The organism is Paenibacillus lautus (assembly GCF_050482385.1).
Lineage (GTDB): Bacteria > Bacillota > Bacilli > Paenibacillales > Paenibacillaceae > Paenibacillus_AQ > Paenibacillus_AQ lautus_B.
In genome coordinates this window covers 301,376-317,827 of sequence record NZ_JBCNHV010000005.1, presented here as the reverse complement: position 1 = coordinate 317,827, position 16,452 = coordinate 301,376, and the positions used below count along the sequence as shown (strand labels likewise).

General features: G+C 48.7%; 17 protein-coding genes. 15 read left to right on the top strand and 2 right to left on the bottom strand.

From position 1 onward, the window contains the following. The first annotated feature begins 149 nt into the window (after positions 1-149). The 4 genes from ABEW73_RS09100 to ABEW73_RS09085 all read left to right on the top strand — a co-directional run bounded on the left by ABEW73_RS09100 (position 150) and on the right by ABEW73_RS09085 (position 3,933). Positions 150-1,496: an ATP-binding protein gene (locus tag ABEW73_RS09100; protein WP_430164453.1), complete on the top strand. Its 1,347-nt coding sequence runs from the start codon at positions 150-152 to the stop codon at positions 1,494-1,496. Beyond that, complete coding sequence (locus tag ABEW73_RS09095) at positions 1,493-2,131, top strand: response regulator (RefSeq protein WP_430164451.1); 639 nt, start codon at positions 1,493-1,495, stop codon at positions 2,129-2,131. Before ABEW73_RS09100 ends, ABEW73_RS09095 begins: the two co-directional genes overlap by 4 nt. A gap of 187 nt (positions 2,132-2,318) precedes the next feature. Continuing rightward, positions 2,319-3,272, top strand: a complete 954-nt coding sequence (locus ABEW73_RS09090) for a DoxX-like family protein (protein ID WP_430164448.1) — start codon at positions 2,319-2,321, stop codon at positions 3,270-3,272. Continuing rightward, entirely contained in the window at positions 3,256-3,933 is a 678-nt protein-coding gene (locus ABEW73_RS09085; protein ID WP_430164445.1) for a DUF4166 domain-containing protein, read from the top strand. Before ABEW73_RS09090 ends, ABEW73_RS09085 begins: the two co-directional genes overlap by 17 nt. On the opposite strand, the gene ABEW73_RS09080 is transcribed toward ABEW73_RS09085, so the two are convergent. Then, positions 3,923-5,221 (bottom strand): MFS transporter, encoded by a 1,299-nt coding sequence (locus ABEW73_RS09080; protein ID WP_430164443.1) that lies wholly within the window; start codon positions 5,219-5,221, stop codon positions 3,923-3,925. The two genes, ABEW73_RS09085 and ABEW73_RS09080, sit on opposite strands and share 11 nt — an antisense overlap. 157 nt (positions 5,222-5,378) lie before the next feature. Here ABEW73_RS09080 and ABEW73_RS09075 point away from each other — a divergent pair, with 157 nt between their 5' ends. The 9 genes from ABEW73_RS09075 to ABEW73_RS09035 all read left to right on the top strand — a co-directional run bounded on the left by ABEW73_RS09075 (position 5,379) and on the right by ABEW73_RS09035 (position 13,629). Further along, the gene (locus ABEW73_RS09075; RefSeq protein ID WP_430164440.1) at positions 5,379-6,134 is read left to right on the top strand and encodes a DUF2087 domain-containing protein; all 756 of its coding nucleotides are present in this window, start codon (positions 5,379-5,381) and stop codon (positions 6,132-6,134) included. 27 nt (positions 6,135-6,161) lie between these two features. After that, a complete protein-coding gene (locus ABEW73_RS09070) occupies positions 6,162-6,515 on the top strand; it encodes a GIY-YIG nuclease family protein (protein WP_430164437.1) in 354 nt (117 codons plus the stop codon). 150 nt (positions 6,516-6,665) lie between these two features. Beyond that, positions 6,666-7,514, top strand: a complete 849-nt coding sequence (locus ABEW73_RS09065) for a DegV family protein (protein WP_430164434.1) — start codon at positions 6,666-6,668, stop codon at positions 7,512-7,514. A gap of 123 nt (positions 7,515-7,637) precedes the next feature. Beyond that, complete coding sequence (locus tag ABEW73_RS09060) at positions 7,638-7,793, top strand: hypothetical protein (protein ID WP_430164431.1); 156 nt, start codon at positions 7,638-7,640, stop codon at positions 7,791-7,793. A 174-nt stretch (positions 7,794-7,967) separates the two neighbouring features. Continuing rightward, positions 7,968-9,287 (top strand): beta-N-acetylhexosaminidase, encoded by a 1,320-nt coding sequence (nagZ, locus tag ABEW73_RS09055; RefSeq protein WP_430164988.1) that lies wholly within the window; start codon positions 7,968-7,970, stop codon positions 9,285-9,287. Positions 9,288-9,549: 262 nt separating this feature from the next. Beyond that, on the top strand, positions 9,550-10,500 hold the full coding sequence (gene rpoD / locus ABEW73_RS09050; protein WP_430164428.1) for an RNA polymerase sigma factor RpoD: 951 nt from the start codon (positions 9,550-9,552) through the stop codon (positions 10,498-10,500). A gap of 202 nt (positions 10,501-10,702) precedes the next feature. After that, the gene (locus tag ABEW73_RS09045; RefSeq protein ID WP_430164426.1) at positions 10,703-11,725 is read left to right on the top strand and encodes a UDP-N-acetylmuramate dehydrogenase; all 1,023 of its coding nucleotides are present in this window, start codon (positions 10,703-10,705) and stop codon (positions 11,723-11,725) included. 126 nt (positions 11,726-11,851) lie between these two features. Further along, positions 11,852-12,781, top strand: a complete 930-nt coding sequence (locus tag ABEW73_RS09040; RefSeq protein ID WP_430164423.1) for a manganese-dependent inorganic pyrophosphatase — start codon at positions 11,852-11,854, stop codon at positions 12,779-12,781. Positions 12,782-13,113: 332 nt separating this feature from the next. Then, the gene (locus ABEW73_RS09035) at positions 13,114-13,629 is read left to right on the top strand and encodes a hypothetical protein (RefSeq protein ID WP_430164420.1); all 516 of its coding nucleotides are present in this window, start codon (positions 13,114-13,116) and stop codon (positions 13,627-13,629) included. A 227-nt stretch (positions 13,630-13,856) separates the two neighbouring features. Here ABEW73_RS09035 and ABEW73_RS09030 read toward each other — a convergent pair whose 3' ends face one another. Next, positions 13,857-14,582 carry a hypothetical protein gene (locus ABEW73_RS09030; protein ID WP_430164417.1) on the bottom strand — a complete coding sequence of 242 codons (726 nt, stop codon included), beginning with the start codon at positions 14,580-14,582 and terminating at the stop codon, positions 13,857-13,859. A gap of 280 nt (positions 14,583-14,862) precedes the next feature. Between ABEW73_RS09030 and ABEW73_RS09025 the strand changes: the two genes are divergently transcribed. Beyond that, positions 14,863-15,630 carry an amino acid ABC transporter substrate-binding protein gene (locus ABEW73_RS09025; RefSeq protein ID WP_430164415.1) on the top strand — a complete coding sequence of 256 codons (768 nt, stop codon included), beginning with the start codon at positions 14,863-14,865 and terminating at the stop codon, positions 15,628-15,630. Positions 15,631-15,789: 159 nt separating this feature from the next. Further along, positions 15,790-16,449 (top strand): amino acid ABC transporter permease, encoded by a 660-nt coding sequence (locus tag ABEW73_RS09020; protein ID WP_113058793.1) that lies wholly within the window; start codon positions 15,790-15,792, stop codon positions 16,447-16,449. Positions 16,450-16,452 lie beyond the last annotated feature (3 nt).

The following is a 16,452-nucleotide window of genomic DNA, read 5'->3' as shown; positions in this document are numbered from 1 at the left end:
TTGCTATGTAAAAATCGGAGTTTCGAAGTAAAACAGAATTCATGATTCGATGGATCGGGCATGTTCGTGAAGGTAAGGCAGGAGGTCCCGCTGCTGTCGCAATTGTGGTAGGATGAAACTATAATCGGGAAGAGAATGGACGATGCGTCATGATATATTATGTGGTAGCGCTTTGGAGCGCGGCGGCTGTGCTGCTGTTCAATCAGCCTCGGAGCGAGGTGAACCGCTGGGCGGCTTTTTTTCTATGGAGCGCAGGGATCGGCGGCTTGACGGATTTGCTTGGACCTTCCGGTTTTATTCCGGTTCGGTACGAGCCGTGGATACAAGTTCTCAACCATACCCTGACACCGTACGGCGTGTTGATATTTTGCATGGTGTATACCCGCAGACCTCAGCATCATAAGAGTATGCGCGATTTCAAGCTAGGCTTGTTTCTGCCAGTTCTCGCGATGCTGGCACAAGTGCTTTTGACGGAGGGTTACCGAATTCATTATGGCTGGTTATTCGTGTGGACGGTTCCCTATTATGTGGCCGCATGTGCCTTGCTTATTCGCGCGTTGTCGCAAGAGATGAATCCGCAAAAACGCAAAAGCATGTGGATCACCACCTGGATTATGGTGCCTACCTTGCTCGGTGTGATGCTGCTGATTAATGTGGGAAATCTGATCTCGCCCGGTTATGATTCATTTCAGTACGTATCCCTGTTCATTCTGTATTCGATGGGCGTTGCCGTCATCTGTACCTTTGTGTACGGCGTCCTGGGCGTACGCCTGAAATTCGAGCGCGATCCGCTGGATCGCACGATGCAAGCTGTCAGCTCGGGGACATCGATGCTGAATCATACGATTAAGAACGAGATCGGGAAGATTGCAATGAGCACGGAAAACGTAAAGCGGCTGCTGCCACATGACAACGGCGTTGCCATCGAACAGCTTGAAGTTATAGCGAACTCATCGGAACATCTGCTTGCCATGGTGGGGCGCATGCAGCAGCAGATGAAGGCGTTTAAGCTGATGGAACAGCCAGTCCGCGTGGATCAGCTGCTTGCTGAACTGCAACTCCGCGAACGGGATCTGCTGCTCAGGCATGGCGTTGAATTGAAGGTGATCTGTAGTCAGCGGCCGTGGCTGCTCGCGGATTCCGTCCATTTGAAGGAATCGATCAGCAATCTCATTCGTAACAGTGTGGAGGCGATGCCTGAAGGAGGGCTGATTACGATAACGATAATCGCAGACCGCAAAGGAGCGGCGATTTCCGTTAAGGATAACGGGATTGGCATTCCGAGAGCGCAGCAGGCACTTGTGTTTGAACCTTTTTACAGCACCAAGGGTCATAAGCAGGATAACTTCGGGCTTGGTTTGTCGTATGTGTATAACGTGATGAAGAAAAGCGGAGGTTCCGTAGGTCTGGAGAGCCGTGAATCGGTTGGTACGGAGATTACGTTATATTTTCCGCGTAGTAAAATTATTCGTTTATCCGGGAGGGAAGAAGCTTGAATCGCATACAAATCTTCTTGGTAGAGGATGACCCGGATTGGATTAAATCGATGACCGTTTTTCTAAATGCGCAGGAAGATATGATCGTTGTCGGGACAGCCGAGTCGCCTGAACAAGCAATTGCGATGGCGCAAATCCTCTCCTTTGATATCGTGCTTATGGATATCCAACTGACTGCGGGCCGACTTGACGGGATATACACTGCCGCCGAAATTTATGAGCGTAAGCCGCAGGCCAAGGTCATTATGTTGACCTCGCTGAGTGATGAGCAGGTAATCACTAAATCCTTTACGGCTGGAGCCGTCAATTATATTGAGAAGTCGAAGTATAAAGAGCTTCCGGCGGCGATTCGAAGCGCCGTGCTCCATCCGGGGTCGATGGAGGTGCTGCTCAAGGAATTTGCCCGCCTTAAGCGTGAAGAGCAGCTGCGCGTCTTGACGCCTGCGGAGCGTGAGGTGTTTGATCTGTTGGATGAAGGGTACACCCATTCCCAGATGGAGAAGAAGCTGTTCAAAACCGAGAGCACGCTCAAGAACCAGATCAATAAAATTTTGAAAAAGCTCGGGGTAAGAAGCAGCAAGGAAGCCGTGGAGAAGGTCCGCCGCAAAGGGATTGTAAGAGAGGACGACAACTAGCTCTTGTAAATTAAGACCGAATTATATAGAAGGATTGGAAGAGGTACTACGAAACGTAGTACCTCTTCTTGGTATGTTCTACAAAAGTGAGGTCTAACCGCGAGTTACCCGAGGCTGTAAAATGACTTGTAAATTAGAGAGGTGTCCGGCTGAAAATCTAAAGGACATCCCAAGGGAGCTAAAGCACATGAAGAGAAATCCGATCTATGTTGAACTTGATATCAAGACGGATATGGATAAGCTGTGGACGTTGACGCAAAGGCCTGAGCTGCATCAACAGTGGGATCTGCGATTTTCCGAGATTCATTATTTACCGGAGGCTGATTCGGACATCCAGCGGTTTTTATATAAAACTTGTATTGGGTTCGGACTGGAAGTTACAGGGGCGGGAGCCACGAAAACGGCTGTCCACCCGAAGACGGGGAATCGGATCTCGGTGCTGCGCTTTGGCTCGGATCAGCGCAGCTCCCTAATTCGGGAGGGCAGCGGCTATTGGAAGTATGCTGACAAGGGAAGCGATGGCATAAGTTTCTCTACCCAATACGATTACAAAACGAGGTTCGGCATGGCGGGCGCCTGGTTTGACCGCTTGCTGTTCCGGCCTATATTCGGCGCAGCGACGGCATGGAGCTTTGATGTGCTGCGTTTATGGGCAGAGAAGGATATCCCGCCTTCGGCAACGATCCAAAAGGCACTCATCCATGCCTTGAGCGTATTTATGCTGGTCATTCTATGGTGTTATGAGGGGTTGGTACCGAAGCTGTTGTTCCCGGAAGCCGGGGAGCTTGATCTATTGAGGCAGTCGGGCTTGGCAGGAGGCCAGGAGGGCTTGGTGCTGACATTGCTCGGCATCACCGAGATCGGCGTCGGATTATTGACGTTGCTCTTTCATAAGAGTCGATTGTGGTACAGGCTGCAAATTCTCTTGCTGGCGATCTTGATGGTTGGAGCATGGATAACAGACCCTCAATTAATGAAAGCCCCGTTCAATCCGTTAACGCTTAGCGTATCCATGATGGGATTATGCATCATGGCTTTGCTGTCTGCTGCAGATTTACCGAGCGCCTACCGCCCGGCACGAAGACGCGTCCCCGGGCATACTTCCCGCAAAGGAGGGGAGAGGCATGACCTCGATCTATGAACAAGCTCTAGGCACACAATTTCAAAGGCTTCATCCTAAAATTCGGGAGCGGTTCGGGTTTGACAGCAGGGATAACATTGCTTCGATTGGCGAAGGCGTCATGGAGGAGATCTGGTACGCACCTTGGGCTGCACTGTCTCTCTATATAGGCACGACGCGGCATATTATGTTTCCGAATCGAGGGAAAGGGATCCCGTTTCGGATTGAGAATTATGCTTATCGTGACGAATGGGGAAGAGAAACGGTGACGTGGTGTCGCAGCTTTGATTTTCCGGGTATTCAGCGGCGGTTTGATGCCACGATGATCTATAGTGCGCAGCGCTGCCGTGTCGTGGATTATTTAGGGAATAAACAGCACTTGGCGGTCGATCTCCGGATAGCTGCGGGGGTTAACGGCGGAATTCGCATTCAATCGGGGGAGCAGAGGTTGTATGAGGGACTTTTGCAGTTTCGAGTTCCCCGGTGGTTCACCGGAACTGCCGATGTATGCGAGTGGTATGATGACGGGAACCAACAATACCGGATCTCCGTTGAGGTGGACAATCCGATATGGGGGCCTGTCTTCCGGTACAAGGGAAGCTTTCAGGCCCGGACCATGGCTGTAGCCGATGGAGCTGTTCCGCTCCATGTGAAACCTCTGCGGGTTGAGTCTAGAGAATAGCGGCGGTATCGGAGGAGGAGAGGCTGCTGCTCTTGCGCTCACGGAACATTCGGTAGTAAAGAAACGAAGATACAACATATAGCGTTCCGGTAATACAAAATGTGATCGCATATCCCCAATAGCTGCCATAAGTGGTGACAAGTTTAGATTGTACGGGTCCCATGGTAGCCCAGCCCAGCATGAAGGCGGTTTGCGTGACCGAATTGGCGATGCCTCTTCGGTGATCCGGTACGCGGTCGATCAGAATGGAGGACTGTATCGGATTGGCGGCATTCATCAGGGCTTGGCGGAACAGAAAGCCGACCGATGCAATGAGGAGTACGTTCGTGAACCCGGTTAGCAGCAGGAAGGGCAAGGATAGGACTTGAAAGAGCACCACGGCCCTGACGGCTCCCACCCGATTTACCAGTGTAGGTCCAATCAGCATCGATACGATTGTCATGACTTGTCCGAGTGATATCAGAATTCCGACAGCCGATAACGATACCGAGAAGCGGTTGGTAAAATACAAATTCAAATAAGGTACGACAAGCCCTGAGCCCAGGCCGATTAACAATTGGGCAAGCGCGAACTGACCGATGACTTTGTAATCCCCCAAACCGGAGGTGTTCACAGATCCTCCTGCCTGAGCTGGTTGATGATCAATAGGCGGTGCATCCAGTGCCTGTATCTCCTCGGCCTTCTGGTCGGTTGTGAACAAGAGCGGGATAAACGCTGCAAAGGTTGCCAGGCCGCCTATGAAAAGCGCGGTTTTCAAGCTGCCGACCTTGTTCATACCAACGGCCTGCAGGGCATCCGCCAAGAATCCGCCTCCCATGCTTCCGAGCACTTGAGAAGCAAGAACAAGCGAGGCGTGAATGCTAAAGATCCGCATGCGAGCCGATTTCGCCGTGTTTTCCGCTAAAAAGGGGATAGCCAGCACCTGAAAAAAGGATGCGAACAAACCAGTATATATCGCAAGACCAAGCAAGCTGAACTCGCTTTGCAGAAAAGAGCGCGCGATCAGTCCCGCACCGCTTAACAATGCCCCGAGGACAAGGATTCGCTTGCGGCTGCCACGGTCTCCGATCAGACCGATCGGAATGAACATCAATGCCGTTGCCAGGGATTGAATACTGACCACTGTTCCATTCATGGAGTCATTATACCCCAGGCCTTGTATGTACAAATTGTAGAGCACGCTAAACATGCCGGTACCGATCTGATACAGCACGTTAGCTAGAAAAAACAGCTTGATGTTACGCGGCCAAGAACGCATTTCTTTTGCCGACTGTTGAATGAAACCCATGATGATACCCCCTAAATTTTACAGCAGCAACCTCTATTCTAGCAGGTTCCACATAAGGGAGGAAGAAATATTATATCGGATCGGAGCGTGATTGACATGTCATAGACAAAAATATAAAATGTCTATATAAATAACTAATTGAAAAGTGGTGTTTGCATTGGATCCGAACGAGCGTTTCTGGAATGCTTCTATAGATGAACTTAAACAAGGCTATATCGACGAAGGTCCCATATGGGTATGCCTCCTGTGCGGCAAGACGATTGAGAAAGGGATTATCTACCCGGACCAAGATGTGTTATATGAGTCAGAACGATATATGACCGTTCATATCCGCCGGGAGCATGGGTCCGTGTTTCAGTATCTGTCTGGCCTCGATAAGAAGCTGACTGGACTGACCGAGCATCAGAATCGATTGCTGCAGCTCTTCTACCAAGGCAAGAACGATAAAGAGGTACAACAGGAGCTCGGCATAGGCAGTGCATCGACGATTCGCAATCACCGGTTTGCCTTGAAGGAGAAGGAAAGACAGTCCAAGGTGCTGCTGACTTTAATGGAGCTGCTGAAGGAAAAGGATGACCATGCACCGGCATTCGTGGAAATTCCCAAGCGGGCCAAGATGGTGGATGAGCGCTACAATGTCACGGAAGAAGAGAGACAATCGATCCTGGCCAAGGTGTTTCCCGAAGGGACCGATGGCCCGCTAACGACATTTAAGCTCAAAGAGAAGCAGAAGTATGTCGTTTTACGAGAAATCGCAGCCCGTTTTAAACCGGATGTCTTGTATTCCGAACAGGAAATCAACGATGCGATCGGAAGAGACAATCCCGATTATGTGACCATTCGCCGATATTTGATCGAATATGGATTTTTGAATCGCAAGGATGATGGAAGCCAGTACTGGTTAACGACATAAACGCTAAGATTAGGAGGTTTTAACGCCATGAATCGCAGACAGGAACTAAATCAAATGTATAAGGAAATCAAGATTGAAGCAGGCGTGTATCAAATTCGAAACACAAAGAACGGCAAGGTATTTGTTGCCGGAACGAATAACTTGAAGACCATGAACGGCAAACGATTCGAGCTGCAGATGGGAACAAGCTACAATAAGACGCTTCAGCGGGAATGGAATGAGTATGGTGAGGATGCTTTTGTCTTCGAGATTCTGGAGACGATTGAGCCGAAGCAAGATCCTTTCTATGATCTGAAGGACGCGGTCAGCAAACGGGAGGCATATTGGATGGAACAGCTGGAACCTTTTGGAGAAAAGGGGTATAACACAGAGCGAAAATAAGGCTTTTGTGTGGCGAAGCTATGTGTAGGATATGAAATCACATTCCTTTCGTTTGCAATGCGCTGTAAGGGTAAGATATGATGAATTTAGAGGCTTAAATCGCTTCCTTTCCTACTTCTTACTACACGAAAGCGAGACGTGAACACGATAATGAGATCCATAGCTTGGGTAACCGACAGCACGAGTACGATCGATCCTGAATTCGCCAAGGAACATCATATTTATATTGTACCTTTGAGATTGATACTTGGACAGGAGGCGTACAGGGAAGGAATTGACATCTCGGCAGAGACCTTTTATGAAAGAATGAAAGATGAACCGAAAGTCAGCAGCTCACAGCCTCCAATCGGTGAATTCATCGAATTATATGAATCGCTGAAAGTGAAGTATGATGATATTATCGCCATTCACTGTTCATCCGAGCTCAGCGGAACATTGAATTCATCTATGCAGGCGGCAGAGATTGCCGAGGTACCCGTGGTTGGCATCGATTCTCAAGCGGGAGCGTTTCCGGTACGTGAAATGATCATGTCCGGGATTCACTGGCATAGCCAAGGGGATACCGTGCAGATGATCAAAGATAAAATCCAGTCCATGGTGCAAAACATGTCGTTCTACCTTATTCCGGCAAGCCTGCACCGGCTTCACAGCAGCGGCCGGGTATCCGGTACCCAGCTTCTTCTCAGCAACCTGCTCCGCATTCATCTGCTGCTGCGTTTTGATGAAGGCAAGGTCATTGTGGAAGAGAAGATCCGGACGTTCAAGAAGGCCAAGCAGAGAATGCTGGAACTTATGAAGCTGGATTTGCAGAAAATTAAAACGGTCTGCATCATGCACGCAAACAACGTAGAAGAGGCCGAAGAAATCCAGAAGGAAATTAGCGGGGCCCATCCAGCGTTGAAAACCGAAATCATGACCTTTATTCCCGTTGCGGGCATTCATGCCGGCGAGGGTACCATTGCGATGTCGTGGATTAAATATCATCCTGCTTATTCCTAGTTATAGTATAGATCCTGCCTGCAGATACTATCTGCAGGCTTTTGCTTGTTTTTCGATTCTATACGACCTGTTATGGTTGTATATGTAGTAGGAGATGATACCAAGGAAAGGAATGACGTTCACATGAAGGTGATTATCACGCAAGCTGAGGCGATGCAAAAGAATATATGGGATGAAATTATGCTGATGTTCGGAAGAACGGATGAGGATGAAGTGTGGGACACGGAGCAGTTTATATTAACCGAGGAGCAAGCCCGTAAGCTCGGACTGCTTAAATAGACCAGGAAGGGCCGTTGTCGATACAGCTCTTTCTTCTTTCTTAGGTGGGCAGCTTAGGCTTGGTTTGGGCTGTAAGGAAATCATGTTATGATGGAAGGACTCTGTGGAACAGAGGACGAATATAATAGTGTGAATTTGAAGGAAGGTGACAAGTTGAAGCGTAAGACAACATGGATGTGCTTAACGATGCTGGTTGTCATCTTGCTATTGGCTGTGGCAGGTTGCCGGGGCGGAGCCGAGTCGGGCAGCCCCGCGGACAACGGACCAGGAGCTTCGCCTTCGGAGCAAGTGGAGGAGCCGCAGACTCCTTCTCAAGATGATGAAGACGGGACACCGCCTCCATCAAGCAGCACGGACAACGAAGGCGAGGACGGGAATTTGCCTGAGAACGAGCCTGATGATGCGGTAGCTGAGCTTCTGAATAGCATGACCGTCAAGGAGAAGATCGGTCAGCTGGTGCTCGTTGGAATCGAAGGGACTGCCTTGGATGATACCTCGCGCAGATTGCTGGAGGATTACCATGTAGGCGGAATTATCCTTTTTAAGGATAATATCGAGAGCGTACAGCAGTCAGTAGACCTGTTGAATGAGCTGAAGAAGGCAAATGCTGTGAATCCAGTGCCGCTATGGCTGAGTATTGATGAGGAGGGTGGACGGGTTACCCGTTTTCCCGATGAATATGTGAAGCTGCCGTCAAGCGGCAAAATCGGAAGCCGCGGGGATCTTGCACTGACCAAACGTGTTGGTGGTCTTATCGCGCAGAAGGTGTCGGGAGTCGGACTCAATATGGTTTTTGCCCCGGTGCTGGATATTCATAGCAACCCGAACAATCCGGTCATCGGCGATCGAGCCTTTGGCAGAACAGCAGAAACCGTAAGCGTGCAGGGAATCGCCTCCATGAAGGGGATACAAGAGAAAGGTGTCGTTCCTGTTGTAAAGCATTTTCCCGGTCATGGCGATACATCGGTCGATTCCCATCTCGGTCTCCCCGTCGTTGGCCATGATCTGAAGCGTCTGCATGAAGTGGAGCTGGTACCGTTTCAACAAGCGATTGATGAAGGGGCCGATGTGGTCATGGTTGCGCACCTGCTGATGAAGGGCATTGATCCGGATACGCCATCCTCCTATTCGAAACCCGTCATAAACGATTTGTTAAGGGAAGAAATGGGGTTTAAGGGTGTCGTTATAACGGATGATATGACAATGGGGGCTATTTCCAGCAGCACGGACGTAGGAGAGGCTTCCGTGAAGTCCGTCGTCGCAGGGAGTAACATGATTCTGGTCGGACATGAATATGCATTGGAAGAAGCGGTCATTCAGGCATTGACTAAAGCTGTTGATAGCGGCGTAATCCCGGAGGAGATGCTGAACGACCGCGTAAGGGCAACGCTTGAATTAAAGCACAAATATCAGCTGAGCGATGAGCCCGTGAAGGCTCCCGATGTGAAATCGTTGAATCAGCAAACGAAAGCTGTACTAGATCAGCTCAAATAAACGTAGCATATGTAGTGTAAGAGGATGATCTTGTACTTGTACGAGGAGGCAATGTCTAGTTCCCCAAGACAAAGACGAACTTGGAGCATATAAAAACCCGATCTCAGGCTGAGATCGGGTGAAATGAACTAGAATATATTAGAAGTTGATATAGTGTGATAAATATGCTAGAATGAAGGATAAATAACTATTGGCTTAATGTCATAATAACCTAATGCTAGATTAGCATGAAAATATGGGATTGTCAACAGGGGGGCATAGAATGGAGAACCGTCAAAGTGCGGATTTTGCATTGCAACGAGAGGTTACGGATACAGAGAAAGCGGCTAATTCTCCGACAGAGGATTTTTCGGTTCATGACGATCTCTCACTTCCACCAGGCATCAAGATTAGCGATCCGGTTCGCATGTACCTGAAAGAAATCGGTCGGGTTCCCCTCCTTACAGCCGATGAAGAAGTGGAACTGTCCAAACGAATAGAGGAGGGAGATGAAGAAGCGAAGCGCCGTTTGGCCGAAGCGAATCTTCGTCTCGTTGTAAGTATAGCAAGACGCTATGCTGGTCGGGGAATGCAGTTCCTTGATCTGATACAGGAAGGCAATATGGGCCTGATCAAAGCGGTGGAGAAGTTCGACTACTCCAAGGGCTTTAAGTTTAGTACGTATGCCACCTGGTGGATACGTCAGGCGATAACCCGCTCGATCGCTGACCAGGCAAGAACCATCCGGATTCCGGTCCATATGGTAGAGACGATTAATAAGCTCGTTCGTGTCTCCAGGCAGCTCCTTCAGGAGCTGGGGCGCGAACCGACACCGGAAGAAATCGGTAAAGAGATGGATATCACGCCGGAAAAAGTACGTGAGATCCAGAAGGTATCCCAAGAACCTGTGTCCCTGGAAACGCCGGTCGGCGAGGAAAGCGACTCCAACCTGGGTGATTTCATTGAGGACCAGGACGCATTGGCTCCGGCAGATGCCGCAGCGTTTGAGCTGCTGAAGGAACAGCTGGAGGAAGTGCTGGATACGCTCACCGAGCGTGAAGAGAATGTACTCCGGCTGCGCTTTGGACTTGAGGATGGACGGACCCGCACCCTGGAGGAAGTAGGGCAGGTGTTCGGCGTTACGCGTGAACGCATTCGGCAGATTGAGGCGAAGGCGCTTCGTAAATTGCGTCATCCTAGCCGCAGCAAACGTCTCAAGGATTTCCTTGAATAAAATCGGTGCACAAATACAGAGATCATGAATGAATCCCTTGGTTACGGTCTAATGGCTGTGATCCAGGGATTTTTTGCTATTTACCCAGGATCCCACTCCAGTTTGACACCACCCGAGTAGTTGGATCATAATGATGTAACATCCCCACATTTAGTAAGGAATGTTGTGCCTAATGTGAAGAATAGGGAGTGACATGTCTACGATGACTTTACATACATCTGCTATCGACCGATTGTGCAAGCGCAATGTGGAGCTATCTGCTTTTTCTACGTATGGGATCGGCGGTTCAGCCAATTATCTGGCCATGCCTGAAACGGCAAATGACCTGGCGGATCTGCTGCAGGACTGCAGGAAACGCGGGATGCCATGGTACATCTTCGGGATGGGCTCCAATATCCTGTTCCCGGATGTACCGAACCATGATCTGGTATTTATATCGCTCAAAAACCTGGTGGAGCTTCGGGTGTCAGGAGATAAATGGTACGTATCATCCGGCGCGCCAATGTCGTTACTGTCGTTGATGGGTTTAATGGGTGGAACGGATTTGCTCGACTTTACTTTTTTGCTGCCAGGATGCGTAGGGGCCGGCATCTATATGAACGCCAAATATAATGCGCGCCAAATCTGCGATATTCTGGACACGGTTTATTATATCGATACAACGGATTCGAGCTTAAAGGTACAGTCCATTCCCGTGGCGGACTGTTTATTTGCATACAAGCAATCCATCTTCCAGGAGCACCCTTGGATCATAGTTGGCGCCGATCTCAATATTCCGGTCAGCTCGGAGGAGCAGATCAGCATGACGTCCGAACTGCTTACGGAGTGGAAGACCCGCGGCAGCCATCCATCATCCTTGCCGTCCTTTTTCTCATTCTTCCTGGGCGAGGTGCACGCGTTGGCAGGAAGAGGAATTGAGACGCCGCAGTCAATGCTTGACATCATCAAGTACCGGACGAGTAAACGCCATTTCGATTACCCGTCCTGCGGTTCCGTTTTCAAAAATAACTATGATTATGGGGTAGCCGTCGGCTCGCTCGTGGATCAGCTGAATATGAAAGGAACCGAATATGGCGGCGCGATTATTTCTCCGCATCACGGTAACATGATTCTGAACCAGAAGCATGCCAAGGCTACCGACATTCTGTACTTGATGAATCTGATCTCGGAGTCTATTAACAACCATTTTGGATTCGTTCCGGAACCGGAAATTGTATTGGTATAAACACGACCTAAAAATAATCTCTGTAAAGGAATTGGAATAAGTAGAATTTAACGATATAATCAAATAGGTGATCATCTGTTTATCGATATAAACGATGAAATTTTTGTTGCGAGAGGGGCATTATATATGGCAAAAACATTAATTTTTGGACACAAAAATCCGGATACGGACACGATCTGCTCTGCTATTGCTTATGCCGATTTGAAGAACCAGCTCGGCCTTTCCGCCGAGCCCGTACGTCTTGGTGACGTTAACGGTGAAACGCAATATGCGCTCGATTACTTTAAGGTAGAAGCGCCACGTCTCGTTGAGACGGTTGCAAGCGAAGCGCAAGACGTTATTCTCGTGGATCATAACGAGCGTCAGCAAAGCGCAAGCGACATTGATCAGGTTCGCGTGATTGAGGTTATCGATCATCACCGTATCGCGAATTTTGAGACAAGCCATCCATTATATTACCGTGCTGAGCCTGTCGGCTGCACAGCTACCATTCTAAACAAGATCTACAAGGAAAAAGGTGTGGCCGTTCGTAAAGAAATTGCTGGCCTGATGCTGTCCGCCATCATCTCGGACTCCCTGTTGTTCAAATCCCCAACCTGCACGGACGAAGATATCGCAGCAGCTCGCGAGCTGGCTGAGATCGCTGGCGTGGATGCAGACAGCTATGGGCTCGAGATGCTCAAGGCAGGCGCCGATCTGAGCGACAAAACTATCGCGCAATTGATCTCCCTGGACGCCAAGGAATTCCAAATGGGCGGAGCCAAAGTGGAAATCGCACAGGTTAACGCGGTCGATACCAATGATGTATTGTCCCGTCAAGCAGAACTCGAAGATGCGATTCAAGGGATTATCGCTGACAAAAACCTTGACCTGTTCGTCTTCGTCGTAACAGATATTCTGAACAACGATTCAATCGCTCTTGCACTCGGTAAAGAGTCCAAAGCCGTTGAGAAAGCTTACAATGTGTCTCTGTCGGAGAACAAGGCTCTGCTTAAAGGCGTGGTTTCCCGCAAATCGCAGATCGTTCCTGTTCTGACCGAAGCATTCAATTCATAATATCTGAATGAGTATCAACAAGCCTGACCATCGACTGAGGAATCAGCGGGGAAGGCTTGTTTTTTATTGCGGCCATTTCCTGGTTCATCCATAATTGGAGGACCCTTCAACGCCCGCGAATGTTAAGCGCTTGCGAAGATTGAAATATTGTAATGAATTTACATCGAATTGACATCCTTTTTACCAAGTGGGTTCGTATAATAAAGATAGGAATGATAAAATACATATACGTTTCAAATATCCAGGAATTGGGTTAATGATGTTTAATGTACGATAAGTCGGGTTCACAGGTGAATCTATTTAATAGAAGGATGAGAGGGAGCGATGAGAAGATGAAGAAGTCGGCTTGGAAATTGGGAGCAATGATGCTGCTTGTACTGATCATGATGACAACCGTTGGCGTAGCCTCAGGCAACAATTATGAGCCGGTTCCGAAAGCTTCGAATCAGGAAGCTGTCTACATCAACGGCCTCGAGATTAAAGACGGCAAGGTCTATCTGCAAGTAGATCCGATTGAATGGTATGAGGGAGAGGAAGCGAATCAGGTATTCCGCGAACGGGAGCAGGACCCTGAGATGACGGAAGCTCCGGACGGCTATTATATCGTAAACGATACGGAAGAACAGATTGAACTTCCTGTGGCAGACGATGCAGAAGTGCTGCTTCAATTGTATGATCATACCGGACGGTATGAGGATGCCCAGATTTCCTGGAACCAGCTGGTAAGTCTTGACAAATTCACGGACATCTACAAAAAGGATGATATCGTAGATATGAAATGGTTTCCATTTCATGTCACCGTCGAAGACGGTGTCGTTGTGAAGATGATCCAACAATACGTGCCTTAAATGGGTGATGAATAGAATAAACGGATGATGATAAAGAGCCGCTCATTGGTTATTCCTAACCGCTGGAGCGGCTTTTGTGTTAAGAGATAAGAAAGTATAAACATCCGAGGCTTAGCATCCTTATCTCGCAAGAAAAACTTCCGCTAAATGCGGTCCGTCTACTGAGAAAGTACGTCGATAGACGTTTTTCTTATCCAATGACAAAAGGGTCAAGAATAAGCGGCACTTTACCGACTATGTTTCATCGGTTTGAGTTTACCATTCACCACATCGCTGACGAACGGAGGAATTTTGGATTTGCGCTCTTCGTATTCCTCCTTCGTCAGCTTGCCTTCGGTCAACTTCTGGTCCAGGCGCTTGGTAAGTGCCTGGACCTGTTGATCAATGACGGACTGGACGGGCACGCCTTGCTCCTTCGCGATCTGAGCCAATGATTTTCCGGATTGGAGCGACTGCTTGAGTGCTTCCGGCGTTGTCTTCAGAAGCTTGGCCAGCTCGACGCTATCCGAGATTAATCGGCCATGACGCTGATGCATCCGCTGCTTATGCCACCCGCCTTTGGCGTCAAGCAGCTTGTCTGCCGCAGCGGAGTAATCGATGGATTTACCCAGCTGCTTCGGATGTGAGGCGATTTTATCCTTCAACAGCTCAACGATTTTGGCTTTCATGACATCTCTAGATATACCTTGTTCCTTGGCTATTTCCGCGAGTGTCGAGGTTTTGAGTTTATCCTGAAGAACTTGCGGTTCCAGCTTCAGAAACTGGGAGATTGCCTTGAACATATGACCGGGTTTATGTTGCCCGCGTTCGTCCTGGGAAGAAGGAACAGCCGGTGATTCTGTTTGCTGTCCAATCGGTTCCGCTGAGACCGAGACGGGAAGATAAGCGAGGCCCATGACTACAGCGATGGCGACAAGCACCAGCCGCTTCATTGACTTCAAGTGGGTTGTCATTGTTGTTTACCGCCTTTCTTGATGTTGGTCTTACAGCTCATCATTCTTTCCCGCTAAACTGAAATCATCCTTAAAGTAACCTTAAAATAGGATGAAAATACATAAATTTCTTGTCGAATGGTGAAAGTGGCCATTCTATGAAACTATCGACTCTTCTATGCTAATATGGTATCATGGAGTCTTGATAACGTATTAAAGTGAAAAAGCAGTTTGCATATGAAACGGATTTCTATACATCCTGAATATGGCTGCGTTTAATGTCTACGAGGGGGATTTTTTGGTGAAAAAGATAGCATCCGTATTAGCAGGCTTCATGCTTTTATTAACCGTAGTCGGCTGTTCAAGCTCAGCAAGCGATGGCAATGAGCTGGTTGTCGGGATTGACGACAAGTTCGCGCCCATGGGTTTTCGTGACGAGAGCAATGAAATTGTCGGCTTTGATATCGATTATGCTCGTGCAGCCGCCGAGAAGATGGGGAAGGAAGTCAAGTTCCAGCCCATTGACTGGAAATCGAAGGAGTCCGAGCTTAGCAGCGGCCGTATTGATTTGATATGGAACGGCTATACCATTACTGATGAACGCAAGGAGAAAGTGTTGTTCACCAAGCCTTATCTGGAGAACAGTCAGGTCGTCGCCGTGCTGGCTGATTCGGATATAACTTCGATCAGCGATTTGGCAGGCAAACAAGTCGGTTTGCAGTCGCTATCCTCAGCTGCTGATGCGTTAAGTACTAACGAGATTCACACTAAAGTGCAGAAGATCAACGAATTCCCTGACAATATGCTGGCTCTGAGCGATCTGAAGAATGGACGCGTAGAGGCTGTGATCATAGACGAAGTCGTGATGAAATATTTCATGTCCAAGGAAGAGGGAACGTACAAGATTCTCGAGGAATCCCTGGCACCGGAGCAGTACGGCATTGGAGTTAAGAAAGGCAACGAGGAGCTGCTTCAAAGTCTGCAAAAAGCACTGGACGATATGAATGCCGACGGTACGGCAGCTAAGATTTCCGAGAAATGGTTTGGTGAAAACAAAGTGTTGAAGTAGGGCGTTCCCACAAGGATAGCAATTCATCCTTCCATAGGTATTCCAAGAAACCGGACTTTGACCAAAGGCTCCGGTTTTGTGTTCCCTGCCATGGGTCAACGATATCTTTGAAGAACTTCAAGCATCTCAAGAAGTTTTTCCATTAGGAGTTAAGAGTGTATGAGTATGGATTACATTGTTCAAATCGGCAAACCGATGCTGGAGGGCGCACAGACAACGATCCTGTTGTTTTTAATTGCCATCCTGGTCTCCATCCCTCTCGGGTTTGTGTTCACGTTAATGGTTCGAAGCGCAATCAAGCCGCTCGCTTGGTTGGCCAATGCCTATATTTATGTTTTTCGGGGTACGCCGCTGCTGCTGCAGCTGCTGTTCTTTTGCTTCGGGCTGCCGGTGCTGCCAGTGATCGGCGAATATCTCGTTCTGGACCGTTTTGTAGCCGCATGCTTGGCTTTTGTGCTAAACTATGCTGCTTATTTTGCGGAGATCTTCCGGGGAGGTCTCTTGGCGATTGACAAGGGCCAATACGAAGCGTCCAAGGTGCTGGGCCTGAACCGCTGGCAAACGACCACGAAAGTGATTCTGCCCCAAATGTTTCGCGTAGCCCTGCCGGCGGTATCCAACGAATCCATTACGCTGGTAAAAGATACGGCGCTGCTGTATGCCGTGGCGGTTCCGGAGCTGCTGCACTTCGCCTATACGGCGGTCAATCGCGATGTTACGATTATGCCGTTTTTCATCGCAGGTGTTATATACCTGCTAATGACGCTAGTGTTAACCATGCTATTTAAGTTTCTGGAACGCCGATTTAAATATGAATAGAAG